General features: G+C 61.7%; 16 protein-coding genes. 6 read left to right on the top strand and 10 right to left on the bottom strand.

All coding sequences use genetic code 11. From position 1 onward, the window contains the following. The first annotated feature begins 9 nt into the window (after window positions 1-9). Complete coding sequence (gene rimO, locus AC0L3O_RS24810; protein WP_023801833.1) at window positions 10-1,323, top strand: 30S ribosomal protein S12 methylthiotransferase RimO; 1,314 nt, start codon at window positions 10-12, stop codon at window positions 1,321-1,323. A 172-nt stretch (window positions 1,324-1,495) separates the two neighbouring features. On the opposite strand, the gene AC0L3O_RS24805 is transcribed toward rimO, so the two are convergent. From AC0L3O_RS24805 to AC0L3O_RS24770, 8 genes are all read right to left on the bottom strand, one after another. Further along, window positions 1,496-2,563, bottom strand: a complete 1,068-nt coding sequence (locus AC0L3O_RS24805) for a BMP family ABC transporter substrate-binding protein (protein ID WP_473616881.1) — start codon at window positions 2,561-2,563, stop codon at window positions 1,496-1,498. 51 nt (window positions 2,564-2,614) lie between these two features. Then, on the bottom strand, window positions 2,615-3,535 hold the full coding sequence (locus AC0L3O_RS24800; protein ID WP_027151731.1) for an ABC transporter permease: 921 nt from the start codon (window positions 3,533-3,535) through the stop codon (window positions 2,615-2,617). Next, window positions 3,535-4,647, bottom strand: coding sequence for an ABC transporter permease (locus tag AC0L3O_RS24795; protein WP_287342579.1), 1,113 nt, complete (start codon window positions 4,645-4,647; stop codon window positions 3,535-3,537). The genes AC0L3O_RS24800 and AC0L3O_RS24795 overlap by 1 nt, the downstream gene beginning before the upstream one ends. Further along, window positions 4,644-6,221 (bottom strand): ABC transporter ATP-binding protein, encoded by a 1,578-nt coding sequence (locus tag AC0L3O_RS24790; RefSeq protein ID WP_473616880.1) that lies wholly within the window; start codon window positions 6,219-6,221, stop codon window positions 4,644-4,646. The genes AC0L3O_RS24795 and AC0L3O_RS24790 overlap by 4 nt, the downstream gene beginning before the upstream one ends. 229 nt (window positions 6,222-6,450) lie before the next feature. Then, on the bottom strand, window positions 6,451-7,428 hold the full coding sequence (locus AC0L3O_RS24785) for a quinone oxidoreductase family protein (protein ID WP_287342575.1): 978 nt from the start codon (window positions 7,426-7,428) through the stop codon (window positions 6,451-6,453). Window positions 7,429-7,462: 34 nt separating this feature from the next. Continuing rightward, window positions 7,463-8,299: a phosphatidylcholine synthase gene (gene pcsA, locus AC0L3O_RS24780; RefSeq protein WP_287342573.1), complete on the bottom strand. Its 837-nt coding sequence runs from the start codon at window positions 8,297-8,299 to the stop codon at window positions 7,463-7,465. Continuing rightward, complete coding sequence (locus tag AC0L3O_RS24775; protein ID WP_023801840.1) at window positions 8,296-8,910, bottom strand: DUF1326 domain-containing protein; 615 nt, start codon at window positions 8,908-8,910, stop codon at window positions 8,296-8,298. Before AC0L3O_RS24775 ends, pcsA begins: the two co-directional genes overlap by 4 nt. A gap of 12 nt (window positions 8,911-8,922) precedes the next feature. Further along, on the bottom strand, window positions 8,923-9,861 hold the full coding sequence (locus tag AC0L3O_RS24770) for a DUF2182 domain-containing protein (RefSeq protein WP_287342571.1): 939 nt from the start codon (window positions 9,859-9,861) through the stop codon (window positions 8,923-8,925). Between the two features lie 62 nt (window positions 9,862-9,923). On the opposite strand from AC0L3O_RS24770, the gene AC0L3O_RS24765 reads away from it, so the two are divergent. Next, the gene (locus tag AC0L3O_RS24765; protein ID WP_473616878.1) at window positions 9,924-11,135 is read left to right on the top strand and encodes a UbiH/UbiF family hydroxylase; all 1,212 of its coding nucleotides are present in this window, start codon (window positions 9,924-9,926) and stop codon (window positions 11,133-11,135) included. Window positions 11,136-11,335: 200 nt separating this feature from the next. Continuing rightward, on the top strand, window positions 11,336-11,659 hold the full coding sequence (gene hspQ / locus AC0L3O_RS24760) for a heat shock protein HspQ (protein WP_023801843.1): 324 nt from the start codon (window positions 11,336-11,338) through the stop codon (window positions 11,657-11,659). Window positions 11,660-11,796: 137 nt separating this feature from the next. On the opposite strand, the gene AC0L3O_RS24755 is transcribed toward hspQ, so the two are convergent. After that, complete coding sequence (locus AC0L3O_RS24755; protein WP_023801844.1) at window positions 11,797-12,426, bottom strand: invasion associated locus B family protein; 630 nt, start codon at window positions 12,424-12,426, stop codon at window positions 11,797-11,799. 231 nt (window positions 12,427-12,657) lie between these two features. Here AC0L3O_RS24755 and AC0L3O_RS24750 point away from each other — a divergent pair, with 231 nt between their 5' ends. The 3 genes from AC0L3O_RS24750 to AC0L3O_RS24740 all read left to right on the top strand — a co-directional run bounded on the left by AC0L3O_RS24750 (window position 12,658) and on the right by AC0L3O_RS24740 (window position 17,588). Next, complete coding sequence (locus AC0L3O_RS24750) at window positions 12,658-14,472, top strand: extracellular solute-binding protein (RefSeq protein ID WP_473616877.1); 1,815 nt, start codon at window positions 12,658-12,660, stop codon at window positions 14,470-14,472. A gap of 23 nt (window positions 14,473-14,495) precedes the next feature. After that, the gene (locus AC0L3O_RS24745) at window positions 14,496-15,176 is read left to right on the top strand and encodes a DsbA family oxidoreductase (protein ID WP_473616876.1); all 681 of its coding nucleotides are present in this window, start codon (window positions 14,496-14,498) and stop codon (window positions 15,174-15,176) included. A gap of 507 nt (window positions 15,177-15,683) precedes the next feature. Further along, window positions 15,684-17,588 carry an ABC transporter ATP-binding protein/permease gene (locus AC0L3O_RS24740; RefSeq protein WP_473616875.1) on the top strand — a complete coding sequence of 635 codons (1,905 nt, stop codon included), beginning with the start codon at window positions 15,684-15,686 and terminating at the stop codon, window positions 17,586-17,588. A gap of 116 nt (window positions 17,589-17,704) precedes the next feature. Here AC0L3O_RS24740 and gor read toward each other — a convergent pair whose 3' ends face one another. Further along, the gene (gene gor / locus AC0L3O_RS24735) at window positions 17,705-19,093 is read right to left on the bottom strand and encodes a glutathione-disulfide reductase (RefSeq protein WP_473616873.1); all 1,389 of its coding nucleotides are present in this window, start codon (window positions 19,091-19,093) and stop codon (window positions 17,705-17,707) included. Window positions 19,094-19,212: the final 119 nt, after the last annotated feature.

Raw genomic sequence — 19,212 nt, 5'->3', positions numbered from 1 at the left:
AAACCGCAAATGTCTGCCCCTCGCGTCAGTTTCGTCAGCCTTGGATGCCCCAAAGCCCTCGTGGACTCGGAGCGCATCATCACGCGCCTGCGCGCCGAGGGCTATGAGATCGCGCGCAAGCATGACGGCGCCGATCTGGTCGTCGTCAACACCTGCGGCTTTCTCGATTCGGCTCGCGATGAATCGCTCAATGCCATCGGCTCCGCCCTTTCGGAGAACGGCAGGGTCATCGTCACCGGCTGTCTCGGCGCCGAACCGGACGTCATCCGCGAAAAACATCCCAACGTTCTCGCCATCACCGGTCCGCAGGCCTACGAGAGCGTGATGGCCGCGGTGCATGAGGCCGCGCCCCCGAGCCACGATCCCTATGTCGATCTGTTGCCGCCGCAAGGCGTCAAGCTCACGCCGCGCCACTATGCCTATCTCAAGATTTCGGAGGGCTGCAACAACCGCTGCACGTTCTGCATCATCCCGGCGTTGCGCGGCGATCTCGTTTCGCGGCCGGCGGCCGACGTGCTGCGCGAGGCCGAGAAACTGGCCAAGGCCGGCGTCAAGGAAATCCTGGTGATCTCGCAGGACACCAGCGCCTACGGCATCGACATCAAATACCAGACCAGCATGTTCGGCGATCGCGAAGTGCGGGCCAAATTCCTCGATCTGTCGGAGGAACTCGGCAAGCTCGGCGTCTGGGTACGCATGCACTACGTCTATCCCTACCCGCATGTCGCCGATGTCATCCCGCTGATGGCCGAAGGAACGATCCTTCCCTACCTCGACATTCCTTTCCAGCACGCCTCGCCGCGAGTGCTGAAGAACATGCGTCGGCCCGCCCATGGCGAAAAGACGCTCGACCGCATTCGCGGCTGGCGCGAAATCTGTCCGGATCTGGCGATCCGCTCCACCTTCATCGTCGGCTTCCCCGGCGAGACGGACGACGATTTCGAGATGCTGCTCGACTGGCTGGACGAAGCCAGGATCGACCGCGCCGGCTGCTTCAAATACGAGCCGGTCAGGGGCGCCCGCTCCAACGACCTCGGCCTCGAACAGGTACCGCAGGAGATCAAGGAGGCGCGCTGGCACCGTTTCATGCAGCGCCAGCAGAAGATCTCGGCAACGCAACTCGCCAGGAAGGTCGGCAAGCGTCTGCCAGTGCTGATCGACGAGGCGCATGGCACCTCGGCGAAGGGCCGCACCAGATACGACGCACCCGAAATCGACGGCTCGGTGCATATCCAGTCGCGGCGTCCGTTGCGCGCCGGCGATGTCGTGACCGTCAAGATCGACCGTGCCGACGCCTACGATCTTTACGGCTCAGCGGTCTGACCGCATCTCGCCCTACGGCGCCGCGTCCTTTCGGGCGGCAAAGGACGCCGCATAACATCACACCTGATTTTGCGCATGACCCTTCCCGAAATCGATCCCTATTTCGGGCTCTTGCTAAACGAAAGGGCGCCGCGCGGCGCCCTTCCTGTCAAGATTTTGGCCCATCTTGCGCTTACTGCGGCAGCTTGTCGTCGACGCCCTTGACGTAGAAGTTCATGCCGAGCAGCGTCGGGTCGTCGGAGACGTCGCCTTCCTTCAGCCACGGCGTGCCGTCCTGCTTGGCGATCGGGCCGGTGAACGGGTTCCATCCTTCGACGATCTTCTTCTCGGTGGCTTCCGCCATCGCCTTCACGTCGTCGGGCATGTTGGTGTAAGGGGCCATTTTAACGGCGCCGTCCTTGATGCCCAGCCAGACATTGCCGGGTTTCCATGTGCCGTCGAGCGCGGCCTTCACCCGGCCGATATAGTACGGGCCCCAATCGTCGACGATCGAGGTCAACTGCGCCTTGGGGGCGAACTTGATCATGTCCGAAGACTGGCCGAAGCCCTGCAGTCCGCGCTCTTCGGCGACTTGCAGGGCAGCGGTCGAGTCGGTGTGCTGGACGATGATGTCGGCGCCCTGGTCGAACAGAGCCTTGGCGGCATCGGCTTCCTTGCCCGGATCGAACCATGAATTGATCCAGACGATCTTCGCCTTGAAATCCGGCTTGATCGACTGGGCGCCGAGCATGAAGGAATTGATACCCATCACCACTTCGGGAATCGGGAACGAAACGATGTAGCCGGCGACGCCCGACTTCGATTGCTTGGCGGCGATCTGGCCGAGGATGTAGCGGCCTTCGTAGAAGCGTGCGTTGTAGATGCCGAGATTTTCTGATGTCTTGTAGCCGGTCGCGTGTTCGAACATCACGTCGGGAAATTTCTTGGCGACCTTCACTTCGGGGTCCATGAAGCCGAAGGACGTACCGAAAATGATCTTGCATCCTTCGCGCGCCAGGCGCTCGAAGGCACGATCGGCATCGGGACCCTCGGAGACGTTCTCCAGATAAGCGGTCTCGACCTTGTCGCCGAGCGCCTTCTCCACGTCCAGGCGGCCCTGGTCATGCTGGTACGAATAGCCGAAATCACCGATCGGGCCGGTATAGACCCAACAGGCTTTCAGCTTTTCCTGCGCTTCGGCGGTCGCCGCCAGCGACAATGCCGCCGCCGCGGTCATCAGCGCAATAAGCAGTTTTTTCATCGTGTTACCTCTCTGAGTTAAGCCTTGGAGCTTCCCGTTTGTCTTTTATCGTCAGCGATCCGGAACGAATGGCTGCCCCAAGGAAGCCGGTGTGTTCATCATCGTCAAACGCTTGTTGCGCGAGATTAGAACGAGAACCACGATGGTTGCCAGATAGGGCAACGAAGAAAGCAGTTGCGAGGGAACCGGAATGCCAAAAGCCTGTGCATGAAGCTGGCCGATCCAGACCGCGCCGAAGATATAGGCGCCCGCCAGCACCCGCCATGGCCGCCATGATGCGAACACGACCAGCGCCAGCGCAATCCAGCCGCGTCCGGCGGTCATGTTCTCCACCCATTGCGGCGTATACACCAGCGACAGGTGCCCTCCGGCAAGGCCCGCACAGGCGCCGCCGAAGATCACCGCCAGGTAGCGGTAGCGGATGACCTCGATGCCAAGCGCATGGGCCGATGTGTGGCTGTCGCCGATCGAGCGCAGCGTCAGCCCGGTGCGGGTCTTGAACAGGAACCACATGACGGCGGCGGTCAATGCAATCGAGATGTAGAAGATCGGGTCCTGGCCGAACAGCAACCTGCCGATGACGGGCATCGCCGTCAGGCCGGGAATGTCGAGGTTTGGCAGCCTCGCGCCGGGCTGGCCGACAAAGCTGGTGCCCATCATGCCGGAAAGCCCTAGGCCGAGCAGTGTCAGCGACAGGCCGGTCGCCACCTGGTTGGTGGCCAGCGACAAGGTCATGACGGCGAACAGCAGTGAAAACACCGCACCCAGGGCGATCGCCGCCAACAACCCGATCCATGGCGATCCGGTGAGATAGCCGGCGCCGAAACCGCCGACCGCCCCCATGATCATCATGCCTTCGACGCCGAGATTGAGCACGCCGGAACGTTCGACCACCAGCTCGCCGATCGCCGCAATCAGCAAAGGCGTCGCCGCGGTTGCGATGGTCAAAAGAATGTTGACGGTGATGTCCATCAGCGGGCCTCCTCCAGCTTCGGCGCGGCTTCAAGCGTCGGCGCAGCCAGGCCGATCAGACGAATGCGGTAGTGAATGAGCGTGTCGCAGCCGAGCACGAAGAACAGGAGCATGCCCTGGAACACGCGCGCCACCTTGTCGGAGATGCCGAGCGCGCTTTGCACCGCCTCGCCGCCAAGATAGGTCAGCGCCAGCACCAGGCCCGCCGCGACAATGCCTAATGGATTGAGCCGGCCGAGGAACGCCACGATGATGGCGGCAAAGCCGTAGCCGGGCGAAATCACCGGCTGCAGCTGGCCGATGGCGCCGGAGACTTCCGAGATGCCGGCAAGTCCGGCCAGTGCCCCCGATAGCATGAAGGCGAAGAACACCATCCGGTGGATGCCGAAGCCGGCGAAGCGCCCTGCCCTGGGGCTTGAGCCGAGCACGCGGACCTCAAAGCCTTTCAGCATGCGGCTCATCAGGATCCAGACCAGCACCGCCGCGACCAGCGCGAACACGAAACCCCAATTGGCGCGGCCGGAGGCCGGCATCAGTTCCGGCAATATCGCCGAGTCGTTGAACTGTGTCGTCTGCGGGAAATTGAAACCCTTCGGATCGCGCCACGGCCCGCGCACCAGCCAGTCGAGGAACAGCTGCGCGACATAGACCAGCATCAGGCTGGTCAGGATCTCGTTGGTGTTGAAGCGCGCCTTGAGCAGGGCGGGAATGGCGGCGTAGGCGGCACCGCCGACCATGCCGAACAGCAGCATCAGCGGCAGCACCAGGGGCCCTTCAAACTGCGGAAACAGCACCGGAATGCTCGATCCGACGATGCCGCCCAGGATGAACTGGCCTTCCGCGCCGATGTTCCAGATGTTGGCTCTGTAGCAAACCGACAGGCCGACCCCGATCAGGATGAGCGGTGCCGCCTTGATCGCCAGCTCATGCAGCTGCCAGACCTGACTGACAGGCTCGAGGAAGTAGATTTGGAACGCCTTCAAGGGATTGACGCCAAGCAGCGCGAACAGGATGGCGCCGGCAATGATCGTCAGCACGAATGCAATGAAGGGCGACAGCGCCGAGAACAGCATCGAGCGCTGCGGCCGTTTGACGAGTTCGAGGCGCATCATGACGTCTCCAGAGCGTGTTCGGCGTGGCCCGGCTCGGCCCCGCCCATCAGCAGTCCGATCTTTTCGAACGTCGCCTCGGCGATCGGCAAAGGCTTCGACAACTCGCCATTGTGCATCACCGCGATCGCGTCGGATATCTCGAACAATTCGTCGAGATCCTGGCTGATGACCAGCACTGCCGAGCCGCTGCGCGCCAATTCGATAAGCGTCTGCCTGATATGGGCGGCCGCACCGGCGTCGACGCCCCAGGTCGGCTGATTGACGACCATGACGCTTGGCCTGCGGTCGAGTTCGCGGCCGACGATGAATTTCTGCAGGTTGCCGCCTGAAAGCGCTGCCGCCTCCGGGTCCGCAGCGCTCTTGCGCACATCCATCGCCTTGATGATGCGTTGGGCAGCTGCATAGATCGCATCGCTTTTGACCATTCCGCCGGCGCCGACAAAAACCTTGCCGTCGGTGGCATGGCGCGACAGCAGCAGGTTTTCCGAAAGCTTCATGCGCGGTGCTGCACCGTGGCCGAGCCGCTCTTCCGGCACGAAGGCAGCGCCCATCTGCCGTCTGCCGGTGATGCTGAGGTGGCCGGCGTCCTTGCCGCGGATACGCACCGAGGCGGCATCCTGCTGCGGCACCTCACCGGAAACGGATTCGAAGAACTCGCCCTGGCCGTTGCCGGCGACGCCTGCAATGCCGATCACTTCGCCGGCGCGTACGGCCAGGTTGATGTTTCTGAGCGGGATCGAGAACGGCGTTGCGGGCTTGCGGCTGAGCGCGCGGATTTCAAGCAGCGGCTGCGCAGTCTCGATACCCTGGGCCGGCGCGCGCACCACGGCCTGCACGTCGTTGCCGACCATCATGCGCGCCAGCGATGCCGCGGTTTCCTTGCGCGGATTGCAATGGCCAACGACCTTGCCGTGGCGCAGCACGGTAGCGCGGTCGCAGATACGCTTGACCTCTTCCAGCCGGTGCGAAATGTAGAGGATGGACTTTCCTTCCGAGCGCAGCCGTTCGAGCGTCTCGAACAGCTTGTCGGCCTCCTGCGGCGTCAGCACCGAGGTCGGCTCGTCGAGGATGATGAGCTGCGGCGTCTGCAGCAGACAGCGGATGATCTCGATACGCTGGCGCTCACCGACCGAGAGGTCGCCGACCAGCGATTGCGGATCGAGCGGCAGGCCGTAGCTATAGGAAAGCGCCCTCGCCTTCGCGGCGATCGTGCTGATCGGCGAACCGTCGTCCAGCGACAGCGCGATGTTCTCGGCCGCCGTCAGTGCCTCGAACAGCGAAAAATGCTGGAACACCATGCCGATGCCAAGCTTCTTCGCAAAGCCGGGATTGGTGATCGTGGCCGTCTGGCCGTTCCAGAAAATCTCGCCCGAATTGGGCTCCAGCGTTCCGAACAGCATTTTGACGAGCGTCGACTTGCCGGCGCCGTTCTCGCCGAGCAACGCATGGATTTCGCCTTTTGCGACGATGAGATCGATATGGTCGCACGCTGTCAGTGTGCCGAACGTCTTGGTAAGGCCACGAACCTCAAGCAGGTTGGCGTCGTCCTGATTTGCACTCACAGTGCCTCCCATCTGGTTTGCCAGATATGTTCTGTGTTCCCGCAGGCATGGTATGCGTGGCCTGCTGTCGTCGCAAAGCGGCACCCGTCTTGAAAGAGCTTCAAGAATTTCAGCGGAAACCTAACGCATCGGCCCGAAAATCGAAATCGATTTTCGGAAAGCACGATGCGCAGATTCAAAATGTCAGAGCGTGCTTTTGTGCGTCCAAGTGGACGCAGGTCGCTCCAAGCGATGGCAAGGCTCAGGGGACAAAAATGGTTGTCCCGGTCGTCCTGCGGCCTTCGAGGTCGGAATGCGCCCTGCCGGCGTCCTGGAGCGCGTAGCGCTGATTGATCTTGATCTTGACCGCGCCGCTGAGCACGATTTCGAACAGCGCGGCGGCGGACGCCTCCAGGTCTTCGCGCCTGGCGTTGTAGACGAACAGTGTTGGACGGGTTGCAAACAGCGAACCTTTCTGCGCCAGCAAGGACATGCTGAACGGCGGGACCGGTCCCGACGATTGGCCGAAGCTGGCGAACATGCCGAGCGGCTTCAGGCAGTCGAGCGAAGCCGGAAAGGTGTCGTTGCCGACCGAATCATAGACGACGTCGCACTTCTTGCCGCCGGTGATGGCGAGGACGCCGGCGACGAAGTCCTGCTCGCGGTAGTTGATGACGTGGTCGAAGCCATGCGCCTTGGCGAGCTCGATCTTGTGGGCGGAGCTGGCGGTGCCGATCACGGTTGCGCCGAGATGCTTGGCCCATTGGCCGAGGATCAGCCCGACGCCGCCGGCCGCCGCGTGAAACAGGATCGTGTCGCCCGCCTTCACCTCGAAGGTACGGCGCAGCAGATATTCCGCCGTCATCCCTTTCAGCATCATGGCGGCCGCCTGTTCGTCGCTGATGCCGTCCGGCACCTTGACGACGCGATCGGCGGCGATCACGCGTTGTTCGGCGTAGGCGCCAGTCGTCACGGCGTAGGCGATGCGATCGCCCGGCTTCAGCCAGTCGACGTCCGCGCCCACTTCCACCACCACCCCGGCCGCCTCGCCGCCGGGTATCAGCGGGAAACCGCCTGGCGGCGGGTAAAGGCCGGAGCGATGATAGACGTCGATGAAATTGAGGCCGATCGCCGTGTGCCTGACCAGGATTTGCCCCGAGCCGGGTTGGCCCGGATCGGCGTCCTCATAGGTCAGGACCTCCGGACCGCCATGGGCGTGGATGCGTATTGCTTTGGACATTGATGAGGCTCTCTTGGGACCAGACTCTATGGGATCAGGTTTTCTTGGCGCCGAGCGTTGGAAAGAGCTGCATGATACCGCCGATGCATGCGAGGTAAAGTCCGGTGACCGTGATGCCGATCTTGGTGAAGACACTCACCTGCTCGCCCAGGACGCCGATCTGGTCGTAGAAGGCGGCAAGAGCTGCCTGCGCCAGCGCCAGCGCTCCGAAAGCGCACCATAGCAGCGTCATGCCAAGGTTGATCGGCCGCAGCCGCGCCACCCGCACCGGGTGGATGAAATTGATCGGAACAAAGGTCAGGATGCCGGCCACCACGACCACGGCGAAGGAAACCCATTGTCCCGGCTCGATGACGAACAGCGTGAACACCACCATGTTCCAGACCACGGGAAACCCCTTGAAGAAATTCTCCTTGGTCTTCATCCCGGTGTCGGCGTAGTAGATCGCGCTCGACACGACGATGATCGCCGCCGACAGGAACGACAGGCCCTCGCCCATGAAGCCGCGCTGGTAAAGCGCGAAGGCCGGTATCAGCACATAGGTGACGTAATCGATGATGTTGTCGAGGACTTCGCCCGACCACGTCGGCAGGATTTCCTTGACCTCGAGCTTCCTTGCGATCGGCCCGTCGATGCCGTCGACGAACAGCGCCAGCCCCAGCCACCAGAACATCGCCGTCCAGCGCTGCTCGCTCGCCGCCACCAGCGACAGGAACGCCAGGAACGAACCTGATGCGGTCAGCAGATGCACCGAAAACGCGCGCGCCTGCGGCCATGTGACTTTCTTCTTCGGCCTCGGAATCTTGTCGGCGATTTTCCTGGCCGTGATTTTTCCGGCCGTGATTTTTCTGGCCGTTGTTTTTTTGCTCACGGGCCCCGCCAGTCCAGCTTGCAGATTTCGGCCGAGCGGCCGGCAAAATTCCAGTTGCGGCCGAAGGCCCGCATCTTGCTCTTGTCGGACCTGGCGACGATGATTTCCGGTGCGATCCAGTACTCCGAATTGCTGATCACCGTATCCTTGTCGCGGTCCTTGCCGGAAATCGGCGTTACGGCTCCATCGATGATCTTCGGGATCTGGAAGATTCGGGTCCTGTCGCGCGTCTCATAGGTGATCGGCGCCTGCTCGACGCCGAGGAACTTTCCGACCAGGATGGAGAGCAGCGAGGTGGTCCCGCCAGCCTTGCCGGTGAAAATCCTGGTCAGCGCCTTTACCGCGTAGACTGAGGCGCGCTTGTCGATGAACAGTCCGGCGGTCCAGTTGCCGCGGCTCATATAGCCGGGGATTTCCATGACCAGCCCAAGATTGAGGCCGGAAAGCTCGACCTCGCCGAAATGGCCGGCGTCGATGCGGAACCCCGCCCAGGTCTGACAATAGCCCTCGGTCGGCGGATGACTGCCGAGAGAGAGCACGCAAGGACAAAAAACCGTGCAATTGCAGGAGAGCACCAACTCTCCTTTCATTGCCCAGCCTTGATCCGCCATAGAATTCTCTCCCTATGCCGAGACTACTAGCAGGGCGGTTGCCCAGACAAGCAGTATCGCACCGGCGACCCGGGTTGGCAGCCTGCCCGCCGTCTGTTTTTCGATCAAGGTGAACAGGCCGATCAACGCCAACCAGAACACGTTCATCACACCGACGGCGAACATCACCAGCATCAGCGCCCAGCAGCAGCCGAGGCACCAGACGCCCTGCTCCATGCCGAGCCGGAAAATGCGGCCGGGCCTCGCGCTCCAGTTCGAAAACAGGATCGAGAACGGGCTTTTGCATTTTGTCAGGCAGGCTTCCTTCAGGCCGCTGAACTGATAGAGGCCAGCAACCAGAAGCGCAGCCGCTCCTGTCGCTCCGACCACCGGATCGAGCATCTGCACAGATGAGGCGAAGGCGTGAACGATGAGCGTCAGCGCCGCAAACACTGCCGACGCAGCCAACCACACGCTGAGGTAACCGGCGACCAGGATCAGCGGATGGACGACCGCTTCGCCCTTGATCCGCGCGGTATCGGCAATCTCGCAATAGGTGCGGATCATCGGCGCCGCCGAAGGCAGCATGGTGGCGACCGCCATCAGGAACCACATGACGATGAGCGCTCCGGCCTGCGCGCCGACGCCGCCGTCGAGCGGCGCAGGTGCAAGACAAAGGCTGAAGAAGCGCTCGAGAAGATCCGGCAGCGGCAGCCCCGGCAGGTGCCTGAGCATCGTGTCGCCGGGTGCATCCACGCCCGGAACCCGGCTTTCGGCGCCACGTATGGCCATGGCGCCAAGCAACAGCCATGCCAGGACGACGGCGGCGCCCAAAACGATGTTCACCGCCAGTCGAGGATTGCGCGAGACGCTCGCCGCTGCGCGGCCGAAACGGTCGAGATGACTGAAATCATGGTCTTCGGCGGTCATGGCAGTCGAATGGGCCGAATCGCCGCGTTGATCAAGCCGCATGATCTGATCTATATGCTCCTCAGGTCGGACCAACCGCCTCGCATCGGAACCGGGAAGCCGAATTGGACCGTCGGGAAACAGCACGGATACTGGTGGCCGGCAGTGGCCCGGCAGGGCTGATTGCAGCGCTTGGTTTCGCAGACGCCGGCCTTCCCGTGACGCTCGTCGGACCCGAGGCAAATGGCCAGGACGGCCGCACGACGGCCCTGATGAACCCGGCCCTGAAGATCCTCGAGCGGTTGGGCGTCCTCGATGCGGTGAGGTCCCAGGCCGCACCGCTGAAGGTGATGCGCATCGTCGATGCAACCAGCCGGCTGATCCGCAGCCCGGTGGTCATTTTCCGCGCCAGCGAAATCGGCGAGCAGCAGTTTGGGCTGAATTTACCCAATAGTGCGCTCAACCCCGCGCTTGCCAGTGTTGTTGCCGCCCATTCCGGCATCGAATGGCGAAAAGCGATGGTGGAGACCTGGCGCCTGGACGGCGACCATGCGCATGCGATCCTGCCTGACGGCAGCGAGATCACGGCATCGCTGGCCGTCGCTGCCGATGGCCGTTTGTCGCCGGCCCGCGAGGCTGCCGGCATCTCGACGTCGGCGCGGTCCTATCCGCAGGCGGCGTTGGTTCTCAATTTCGGCCACCGCAGCGACCACTCTTTCACGTCGACCGAGTTCCACACCGAGACCGGCCCGTTCACCCAGGTTCCCCTGCCCGGCAACCGGTCCAGCCTTGTCTGGGTGGTAGAGCCGGAAACGGCGAAGGAACTCGCCGCACTGGACGACGCGGCGCTTTCGATGCGGGTCGAACAGCGGATGCAATCGATGCTGGGCCGGGTTTCCGTCGAACCCGGCCGGCAGATCTACCAGCTTTCCGGCGTGACGCCGCGGTGCTTCGCGCGCAACCGGGTCGCACTTGTCGGCGAAGCCGCCCATGTGTTTCCGCCGATCGGCGCACAAGGTCTCAACCTTGGTATCAGGGATATCGATGATCTGATTGGAATTGCTTGCAAAAACAGGGATGACCCGGGCGCCGTCAAGGCCCTCGCAGCCTATGATTTCAAGCGCCGGCCCGACATCCTGGCGCGCAGTAATGCGGTCAACCTGCTCAACAAATCGCTGCTCTCGCAGATGCTGCCGGCACAGATGGCGCGCAGTGCTGGCCTTGGCGTGCTCGGCGGCTTCGCGCCGCTCCGCGCCTTTTTCATGCGCGAGGGGCTGCGGCCCGGCAGTGGTTTTGCAGCGCTCGCCGGCGGCTTAAGGAAACAGATCCGGCGCTAGCACAGGGCGGGCTGGCCCGTAGCTTGGCGTGGCGTCAAGCGTTCGGCATTGAAATCATGCGGCGTCTGCGTCAAATAGGTCAGGTATCAGCCATAAGTCGGGCTCGATTTTTTGAAGCGTAACGCGTAAATTCAAGGTCTTAGGGAGTCTTTGCGCATTCCAAGGACGCGGCACTCTAGGACTTAGTGGTGAGTACCATGATGAAAACAGCCAAATTTTCGATCGGACAGGTGGTCCGCCACCGGCTGTTTCCGTTCCGCGGCATCATTTTCGATGTCGACCCGCAATTCGCCAACACCGACGAATGGTACGAGGCGATCCCGGCGGATGTGCGGCCGCGCAAGGACCAGCCCTTCTACCACTTGCTCGCCGAGAATTCGGAAACGGAATACATCGCCTACGTGTCTGAGCAGAACCTGCTCGAGGATCGGTCTGGCGAACCGGTGCGGCATCCGGAGATCGGCGAGATGTTCGACAAGAGGCCGGACGGACGCTACGAGCCGAGACGCCAGTCAAGACATTGAGCTGACGAAAAGCGCGGGGACCTGACGCGATTGCGGGCCTCGTGGGATCGGATCAAGAAATGGCCGGACGGAACAAAAAAGCGGGGCATGACCCCGCTTTTTGTTGGCTTGAGAAATTGTCTTGTTTGCCCCAGGAATCAGTTGGCGGTCTTCGCCTTGTCCTGTTCTTCCTTGAGCTTCTTGGCGAAGTCCTGGTTGTTCTTGGCAACGAAATCCTGAAGCTTCTTCTGCCGATCCTCGATGTCCGACTGCTGCAGCGGCGGCCCGTCGAAGGCGCCGCTGAAGCCGGTCAGAGCGACCTTGATCGGGTTCGGCTGGTTCTGGAAATTGACTGAGGTCAGCGTCAGGTTCGAACCCTTCTTGAAGGAACTGATGAGCTGATCGGTCAGCGGCACTTCCGCCACGCAGCGGTCGGGGAAGCAGATCACATAGTCGAGCTTCTGCGCCTTCGCGGTGTCGATCTGGAGGCCAATGCCGGGAGGAATCAGGCGACCGCTCGGAACCGTCACCTGGAACACCTTGCGGTTTACCTTGCCCTTCAATTCGATCAGGCTGACGCCGGTGACGAGCTGGCCGTTGCCGGCGGTGGTGATGTTCTGGACATTGCAGATGTCGACGTCTTCCTGCTTGGTGCAGGCTTTGAACCAGCCCTGCGGAATCTGCTGTTGCTGCTGCGCAAGAGCAGCGGGAAGCTGTGCGCCCAAAAAGCCGACCACTCCAGCGGCCATGACCGACAGGCGGTACGCGTTGCTGTTCAGGCTCGTCATATCGTGCACTTCCTCTCAAATGATCCCGGGACCGGCTTCTTCGCGCCGTGTGGTCCAGCTAACTGTTGCCGAAATGAGGCAACAGAATGACTTCGAACGGCGTGTTACACTGCAAGCGGTGCCGAATCCAGCCCGATACCCGCAATTCTTGAGCTCGCGATTAGCCGGGAGGCGGTCGGCTCATGTTAGGGTGCGCTCCGAATCACAAGCCGACCCGGTAAGGAGACGGTCATGGGCCGCGTTCTTGTTTGGCTGATCGCCGCGATTATCACCCTTTCGCCCCGGCCGGCCTTGTCGGAGCCGAAACACGCGATCGCCATGCAGGGCGAGCCGGCGCTGCCGGCCGACTATGCGCATTTCAACTACGTCAATCCCGATGCGCCGAAGGGCGGCAGCATCACCTATTGCGTCGTTGGCAGCTTCGACAATCTCAACCCGTTCATCCTGAAGAGCCTGCGCACGACGGCACGCGGCATGATCGACAGGATTTTCGGCAATCTCGTCTTCGAGCCGTTGATGCAGCGCAACGACGATGAGGCCTTCAGTCTTTACGGCCTGCTTGCCGACACTGCCGACATTGATCCGGAGCGCAAGAGCATCGAATTCCACCTCGATCCGAGGGCCAAATGGTCTGATGGTCAACCGGTGACTGCGGAAGACGTGCTGTTCACCTACGAGGTCTTTACCGAGAAAGGCCGGCCACCCTACAGCGCCCGCATGAGCATGGTCGCCAAACTGGAAAAGACCGGCGACCTCAGCGTGCGGTTTACATTCAACGACAAGGCTAATCGCGAGACTCCGTTGGTTATCGCGATGACGCCGATCGTGCCGAAGCACGCTTTCGACAAGGCGACCTTCGACAGGACCACGCTGAAACCGGTGATCGGCAGCGGCCCCTACACCGTGGCGCATGTGGCGCCTGGCCAGCGCATCGTGTTCAAGCGCAACCCGAATTATTGGGGCAAGGACATCCCCGCCAAGCGCGGTTTCGACAATTACGACCAGATCACCATCGAATATTTCCTCAACGCCAACGCCAAGCTGGAAGCTTTCAAGAAAGGCATCTGCGCCATCGCTGACGACAGCGATCCGGTCAAGCGCGAGCGAGATCTCGACTTCCCGGCCTTCCACAAGGGCGACGTGATCGCCGAAACGTTCGACACCGGCATCCCGCCAGTGGTGACGGGGTTCCTGTTCAACACGCGGCTGCAGAAGTTTTCCAATCCGGTGGTTCGACGCGCGCTCGGCATGCTCTACGACTTCGAATGGGCCAACAAGAACTTGTTTGGCGGCAAGTACATGCGCACCATGAGCTATTGGCAGAATTCCGAGTTGTCGGCACTCGGCCATCCGGCCGACGACAGGGAAAAGGCGCTCCTGGCGCCCTACCCGGGTCGTGTGCCAGCCGATGTCATGGACGGCACCTGGCGGCCACCTGTCACCGACGGCTCGGGCCAGGACCGCAAGGTGCTGAAAGCCGCCTTCGACATATTCAAGGGCGCGGGCTATGCCTTGCAGGATGGAGTGATGCTCGATCCCGAGGAGAAACCCTTCGGCTTCGAGATCCTGACCGCCTCCCAGAACGAGGAGCGCCTTGCCGCCGTCTACCAGCGCACGCTTGCGAAGATCGGCATCGATGTCACCATCCGCAGCCTTGACGGCGACCAGATCCAGTCACGTAAGCAACGTTTCAATTTCGAGGTGCTGATCGGCGCCAGCGGCTTCGAGAACTCGCTGTCGCCGGGCATCGAGCAGTTCGGGCGCTGGGGATCGGCTGCCGCCAATGCCGAAGGGTCGTTCAACCTTGCCGGCGTCGCCGATCCGGCGATTGATGCAGCACTTGAGGCGATTGTCGACGCCCGCAGCCGCGAAGATTATGTTGTCGCCGTCCGGGTCCTCGACAGGTTGTTGATCTCCGGCCACTATATGGTTCCGATGCAGCACAACACGCAGCAATGGCTCGCCTACTGGAGCTATCTGGAACATCCGCGAAAGACCCCCATATCCGGTTATCGACTGCCGACATGGTGGCGCAAGCCGAAGTGACCTCTTCGGAACAGGAGATCAAGATGAGCGACGAGAAGTCGATTACCGTCGATGTGGTCTCCGACGTCGTCTGCCCCTGGTGCTTCATCGGCCAGAAGCGGCTCGACAAGGCGATCGCCGCGGCAAACGAGGTCGAGGTGCATATTCGCTGGCGGCCGTTTCAGCTCGACCCAACCATCCCGCCCGAAGGCAAGGATCGCCGCGAATACATGATGGCCAAATTCGGCAGTGACGAACGCGTCAGCGAGATCCACGCCCGCATCGAGCCATTGGGCGAAGCCGAGGGCATCAATTTCGCCTTCGCCGCCATAAAGGTTGCGCCCAACACGCTGGACGCGCACCGCCTCATCCGTTGGGCTGGTGCCGCCGGCGAGGTCATGCAGAACCGGCTGGTTCGACGTCTGTTCCAGTTGAATTTCGAGGAAGGCGCCAATCTCGGCGACCATGTCGTGCTGATCAACGCCGCCCGCGAGGCCGGCATGGATGCGTTCGTCGTCGAGACGCTTTTGCCGACGGACGCAGATGTCGAGGCGGTGCGCACCGAAATCGGCACCGCATCGAGCATGGGCATCACGGGCGTGCCGTGCTTTCTGCTTGAGGGCAAGTATGCGGTGATGGGCGCGCAAGACGTTGACACGCTCACCGACGCCATTCGCCAGGTTGCGGCGGCGAAGGCGCGGGGCGAGTTGAAGAAAGCGAACTGATAGACGTCCTTCCATAGGCGCGTTTGGCGACATCGCCACAGCAGCCAACGCCCTCCGGGCCAACGCCCTCCGGTCACTTTCCGGCTGCCGCCAGGTCGATATGGCAACAAAGATGACGGCGCGCTTTGCGTCGATTCGTCTTCCGCAGCATAAAAATCGGCCGATCGATCACGCTCTTCCCATAACAAAACTGTGCAAAAAGCTTTCCCTTGGGGAAGATGCTGACGCTTGCACACGTGAATCAGCAACTCATGACGGATAATCTGCGTCGAGGGCGACCTCGCAAGGCGTTGCCGCTGTTGCTTAATGGCAACGGCCAGGGGTTCAATCCTCGACAGCCCGAGAAAAGATAATGGAAAATGATCAATTGGTGTTACTGTCTGTAACAAAACTAAAAGAGGGTTGGGCGGGATTGTGATTCGGGTCGGTAGACCAGGGCGACATTCAATATCGGAAAAATGGCTCCGCGGTGCCGCAAGGCCGCCGCTCCTGACACCGGTTTCCTCGATGCGCAGCTTCTGGGGACTGATGCGGGCCTACTGGTTCTCGGACCGCTGGGTGGAGGCCTGGACGCTGACGCTGGTCATCGCCCTGTTTACCGCGCTCTCCAGCAAGGCTGGCGTCTGGTTCGCCGAAGCATCCGGGGAACTGGTCAACTCGATCGCCTTCTACCACGACGCCGCGAACACCACGCCGCTCGCATCGCTGCTCACCAACGCCGGCGTGCTCATCCTTCTGGTCGTGCTCAAGGACGCGGGCTTTACCGGCATCCGCACTTTTGTTTCCGCGACGCTGCATCGCAAATGGCGCGCTTGGCTGGACAGCCGTTTCAACGCAGCGCTTCTCGACACCAATCACACGCATTTCCATGCTCAGCACGGTTCCTCCGGCGCTGCTGCTCCCGACAACATCGACCAGCGCGTCCAGGAATCGATCAAGGACATGACCGGCGGAGCCATCGGCCTCGCCATGGGGGTCATGGCTGTCGCCACATCGCTTTTTTTCGTCGGCCAGAAACTGCTTGAAACCTCGGCAGAGGTGAAAGGGCTGGAGTTCCTCGGCAGCTATGGCAGCGCGGTCCTGGCTTTCCTGGCGGTCGCCATTTACGTGCCGCTGAACACCTGGATCGCGGTGAAGCTCGGCAGGTTGCTGGAACGGCTCAACATCCGGATGCAGCAATCCGAAGGCAGTTATCGCGGCGAACTGACCACGTTCCTGCGCCGCAGTTTCCACGTCGCCGCCTCCCAGGGCGAGAATGTGCAAAAGACGATGCACGACCGGCTTTATGTCGACATCGACCGTACCTGGGCAAGGCTGAACATCGTCAACACCAGCTATCGTTCTTTCGAGTTGGTCTACACTTTCATCGGCGCCCGCATTGTCGCCTATGCGCCGGGCCTGGTGCCCTACATCCACAACCGTTTCGACCTCAAGGGCTACATAACCGGCTCCGAGATGGTCAACTCGCTCATCGGTCAATGTTCGTGGTTCATCCATGTCATGCCTTCCATTGCGGCGCTGCGCGCCAACAGCCAACGCGTGACCGAACTCGCCAACGCGATCGAAAACGTCCAACACCCGCAGGAATTCTACAGTCTCACCGGCTGTTCCGATTTCCGCTACGACCGTCAGAACCCGGTTTTCGGCTTGACCATCCAGAAACTCGAGCTGGCCCACCAGGGCGAGGACGCCACCCCCTTCCTGAGTGCTGCGAATTTGCGCTTCCGGCGTGGCGAGTGGACGTTCCTGAAGGGCGAATCCGGCTGCGGCAAGACATCGCTGATCAAGGCGATCAACGGCCTGTGGCCCTATGGCCGCGGCTCCATCGTCTTCCCGGAAGGGGTCGAAAGTTTCTATGCCGCCCAGGAGGTCAAGCTGCAGCAGGTCTCGCTGAAGCAACTGGTCTGCCTGCCCGGTTCAGAGCGCGATCACACCGACACGCAGGTTGCATCGGCTCTGCACAAAGCCGGCCTTGGCGATTTCATCGAACACATGGCCGATGAAAGCCGTGACGGAATGAGCTGGGACCAGGTGCTTTCGGGCGGCCAGAAACAGAAGCTGGTTGTCGCTCGTATCGTGCTGCAGCAGCCGGGGCTGCTGTTCCTCGACGAAGCGACCGGGGCGCTCGATCCGGAAGGGAAGATTGCCTTCCATCAAGCGATCAAGGACAATTGTCCAGATGTCATGGTGATCTCGATCATGCACGAGGCCGTGCCGCCAAGGTCGCTTTCAGGCGCCGAATTCTACCACAGCATCGTTGCCATCGCGGACGGCGTCGCGACCAAAAAGCCGCTGGCGCCGAGCCTGCCGGTCGAGCTCACCACCATCCTCGCGCACCCCAGGCCAGTCGAGGAAACAAGGCCGGTCGAGGAAAGATGGCTGCGCTTCCCTCGCCGCATCAGGCAGAAATAGCGGCGAACAGAATATCGTTGCACAGTGTCGCATCGGATTGGTGATCTGCGGTCGAGTGGCGCTGCACCATTGCCTTGGTGCATAGATGCACCATTGGTGACGATACGGGCAAAACGTCAGGCGCGCTCGCCGTCCCTCACCCGGTAGGTCGGCTTGTACATGGTGACGAGTTCTTCCGCCGCGGTTGGGTGCACGGCCATCGTGCGATCGAAGTCATCCTTGGTCAGCCCGGCCTTCAGCGGAATGCCGAGAAGCTGCGCCATCTCGCCGGCATCAGGCCCGAGGATATGGGCGCCGAGCACCTTTTTCGAGGCGCCGTCGACCACCAGCTTCATCAGCATCTTTTCGTCGCGGCCCGACAGAGTGTTGCGCATCGGCCGGAAGGTGGCGCGGTAGACCTCGACGTCGGAAAAACGCTTTATGGCCTCGTCTTCCGACAGGCCGACCGTGCCGATCTCGGGCTGCGAGAACACCGCTGTGGCGATCGTTTCATGGTCGGGCGCGGTCAGGTTGCCCTTGAAGGCGGTCTCGACGAAACACATCGCCTCATGGATCGCCACCGGCGTCAGTTGCACGCGGTTGGTGACGTCGCCGATCGCCCAGATGTTGTCGATGCTGGTGCGCGAATATTGGTCCACATGGATAGCGCCGGTCCTGGTCATCTCGATGCCGACCCCCTCAATCCCCATGTTTTCGGTATTGGGCAGACGGCCGATGGCGAGCATGACCTGATCGACCGTCAGCACCTTGCCGCCGGTGACGACAGCGTCGAGGCGCCCGTCGGGACGCTTCCTGACCCATTCGGACACGGCATGGCAGAGGATTTTTATCCCCTTCTTTTCCATCGTCTCGTGCAGCATGCGCCTGAGATCCATGTCGAAGCGGGAGAGGATCTCCTTGCCGCGATAGACCAGCGTTGTGTCGACGCCGAGGCCGTGAAAGATGTTGGCGAACTCGACGGCAATATAGCCGCCGCCCTCGATCATGATCGCGTCAGGCAATTCCTTGAGATCGAAGGCTTCGTTGGAAAAGATACAATGCTCATGGCCGGGCAGAGCCGGGTGCGGTGCCGGGCGGCCGCCGGTGGCGATGAGAATCTGGTCGGCGGTGACGGTGCGGTCCTCACCGAGAAGATGCACCGCATGCGGATCGACCAGCATGGCGCGTGACTGAAACGTCTCGCCGCCGGCGCCTTGCACATTTTTCCTGTAGATGGCTTCCAGCCGGCTGATCTCGCGATCCTTGTTGGCAACCAGTCTCTGCCAGTCGAAGCTCGCCTGCGGCACGGTCCAGCCGTAACCGGCGGCGTCGGCAAAGTGCTCGGGAAATTGCGAGGCATAGACATAGAGCTTTTTTGGCACGCAGCCGCGGATGACGCAGGTGCCGCCATAGCGGTATTCCTCGGCAATGCCGACGCGCTTGCCGAGTGCCGCCGCCACGCGCGCCGCCCTCACCCCGCCGGAGCCGCCGCCGATGACGAAAAGATCGTAGTCATAGACGGCCATGGCGCAGCTCCTTGCCCTTCAAAAATGTCCGAGACAGGTAGGCTGCAAACCACCAAAAGAAAAGCCCGGACGCAGCGCATCCTGTCGGACGCGCAACGGAGGCGGGCTTTCCGGTCCAG

Source organism: Mesorhizobium sp. WSM4810, assembly GCF_055811235.1.
The sequence above is the reverse complement of the archived record's forward strand: the minus strand, read 5'-3'. Positions and strand labels throughout refer to the sequence as shown.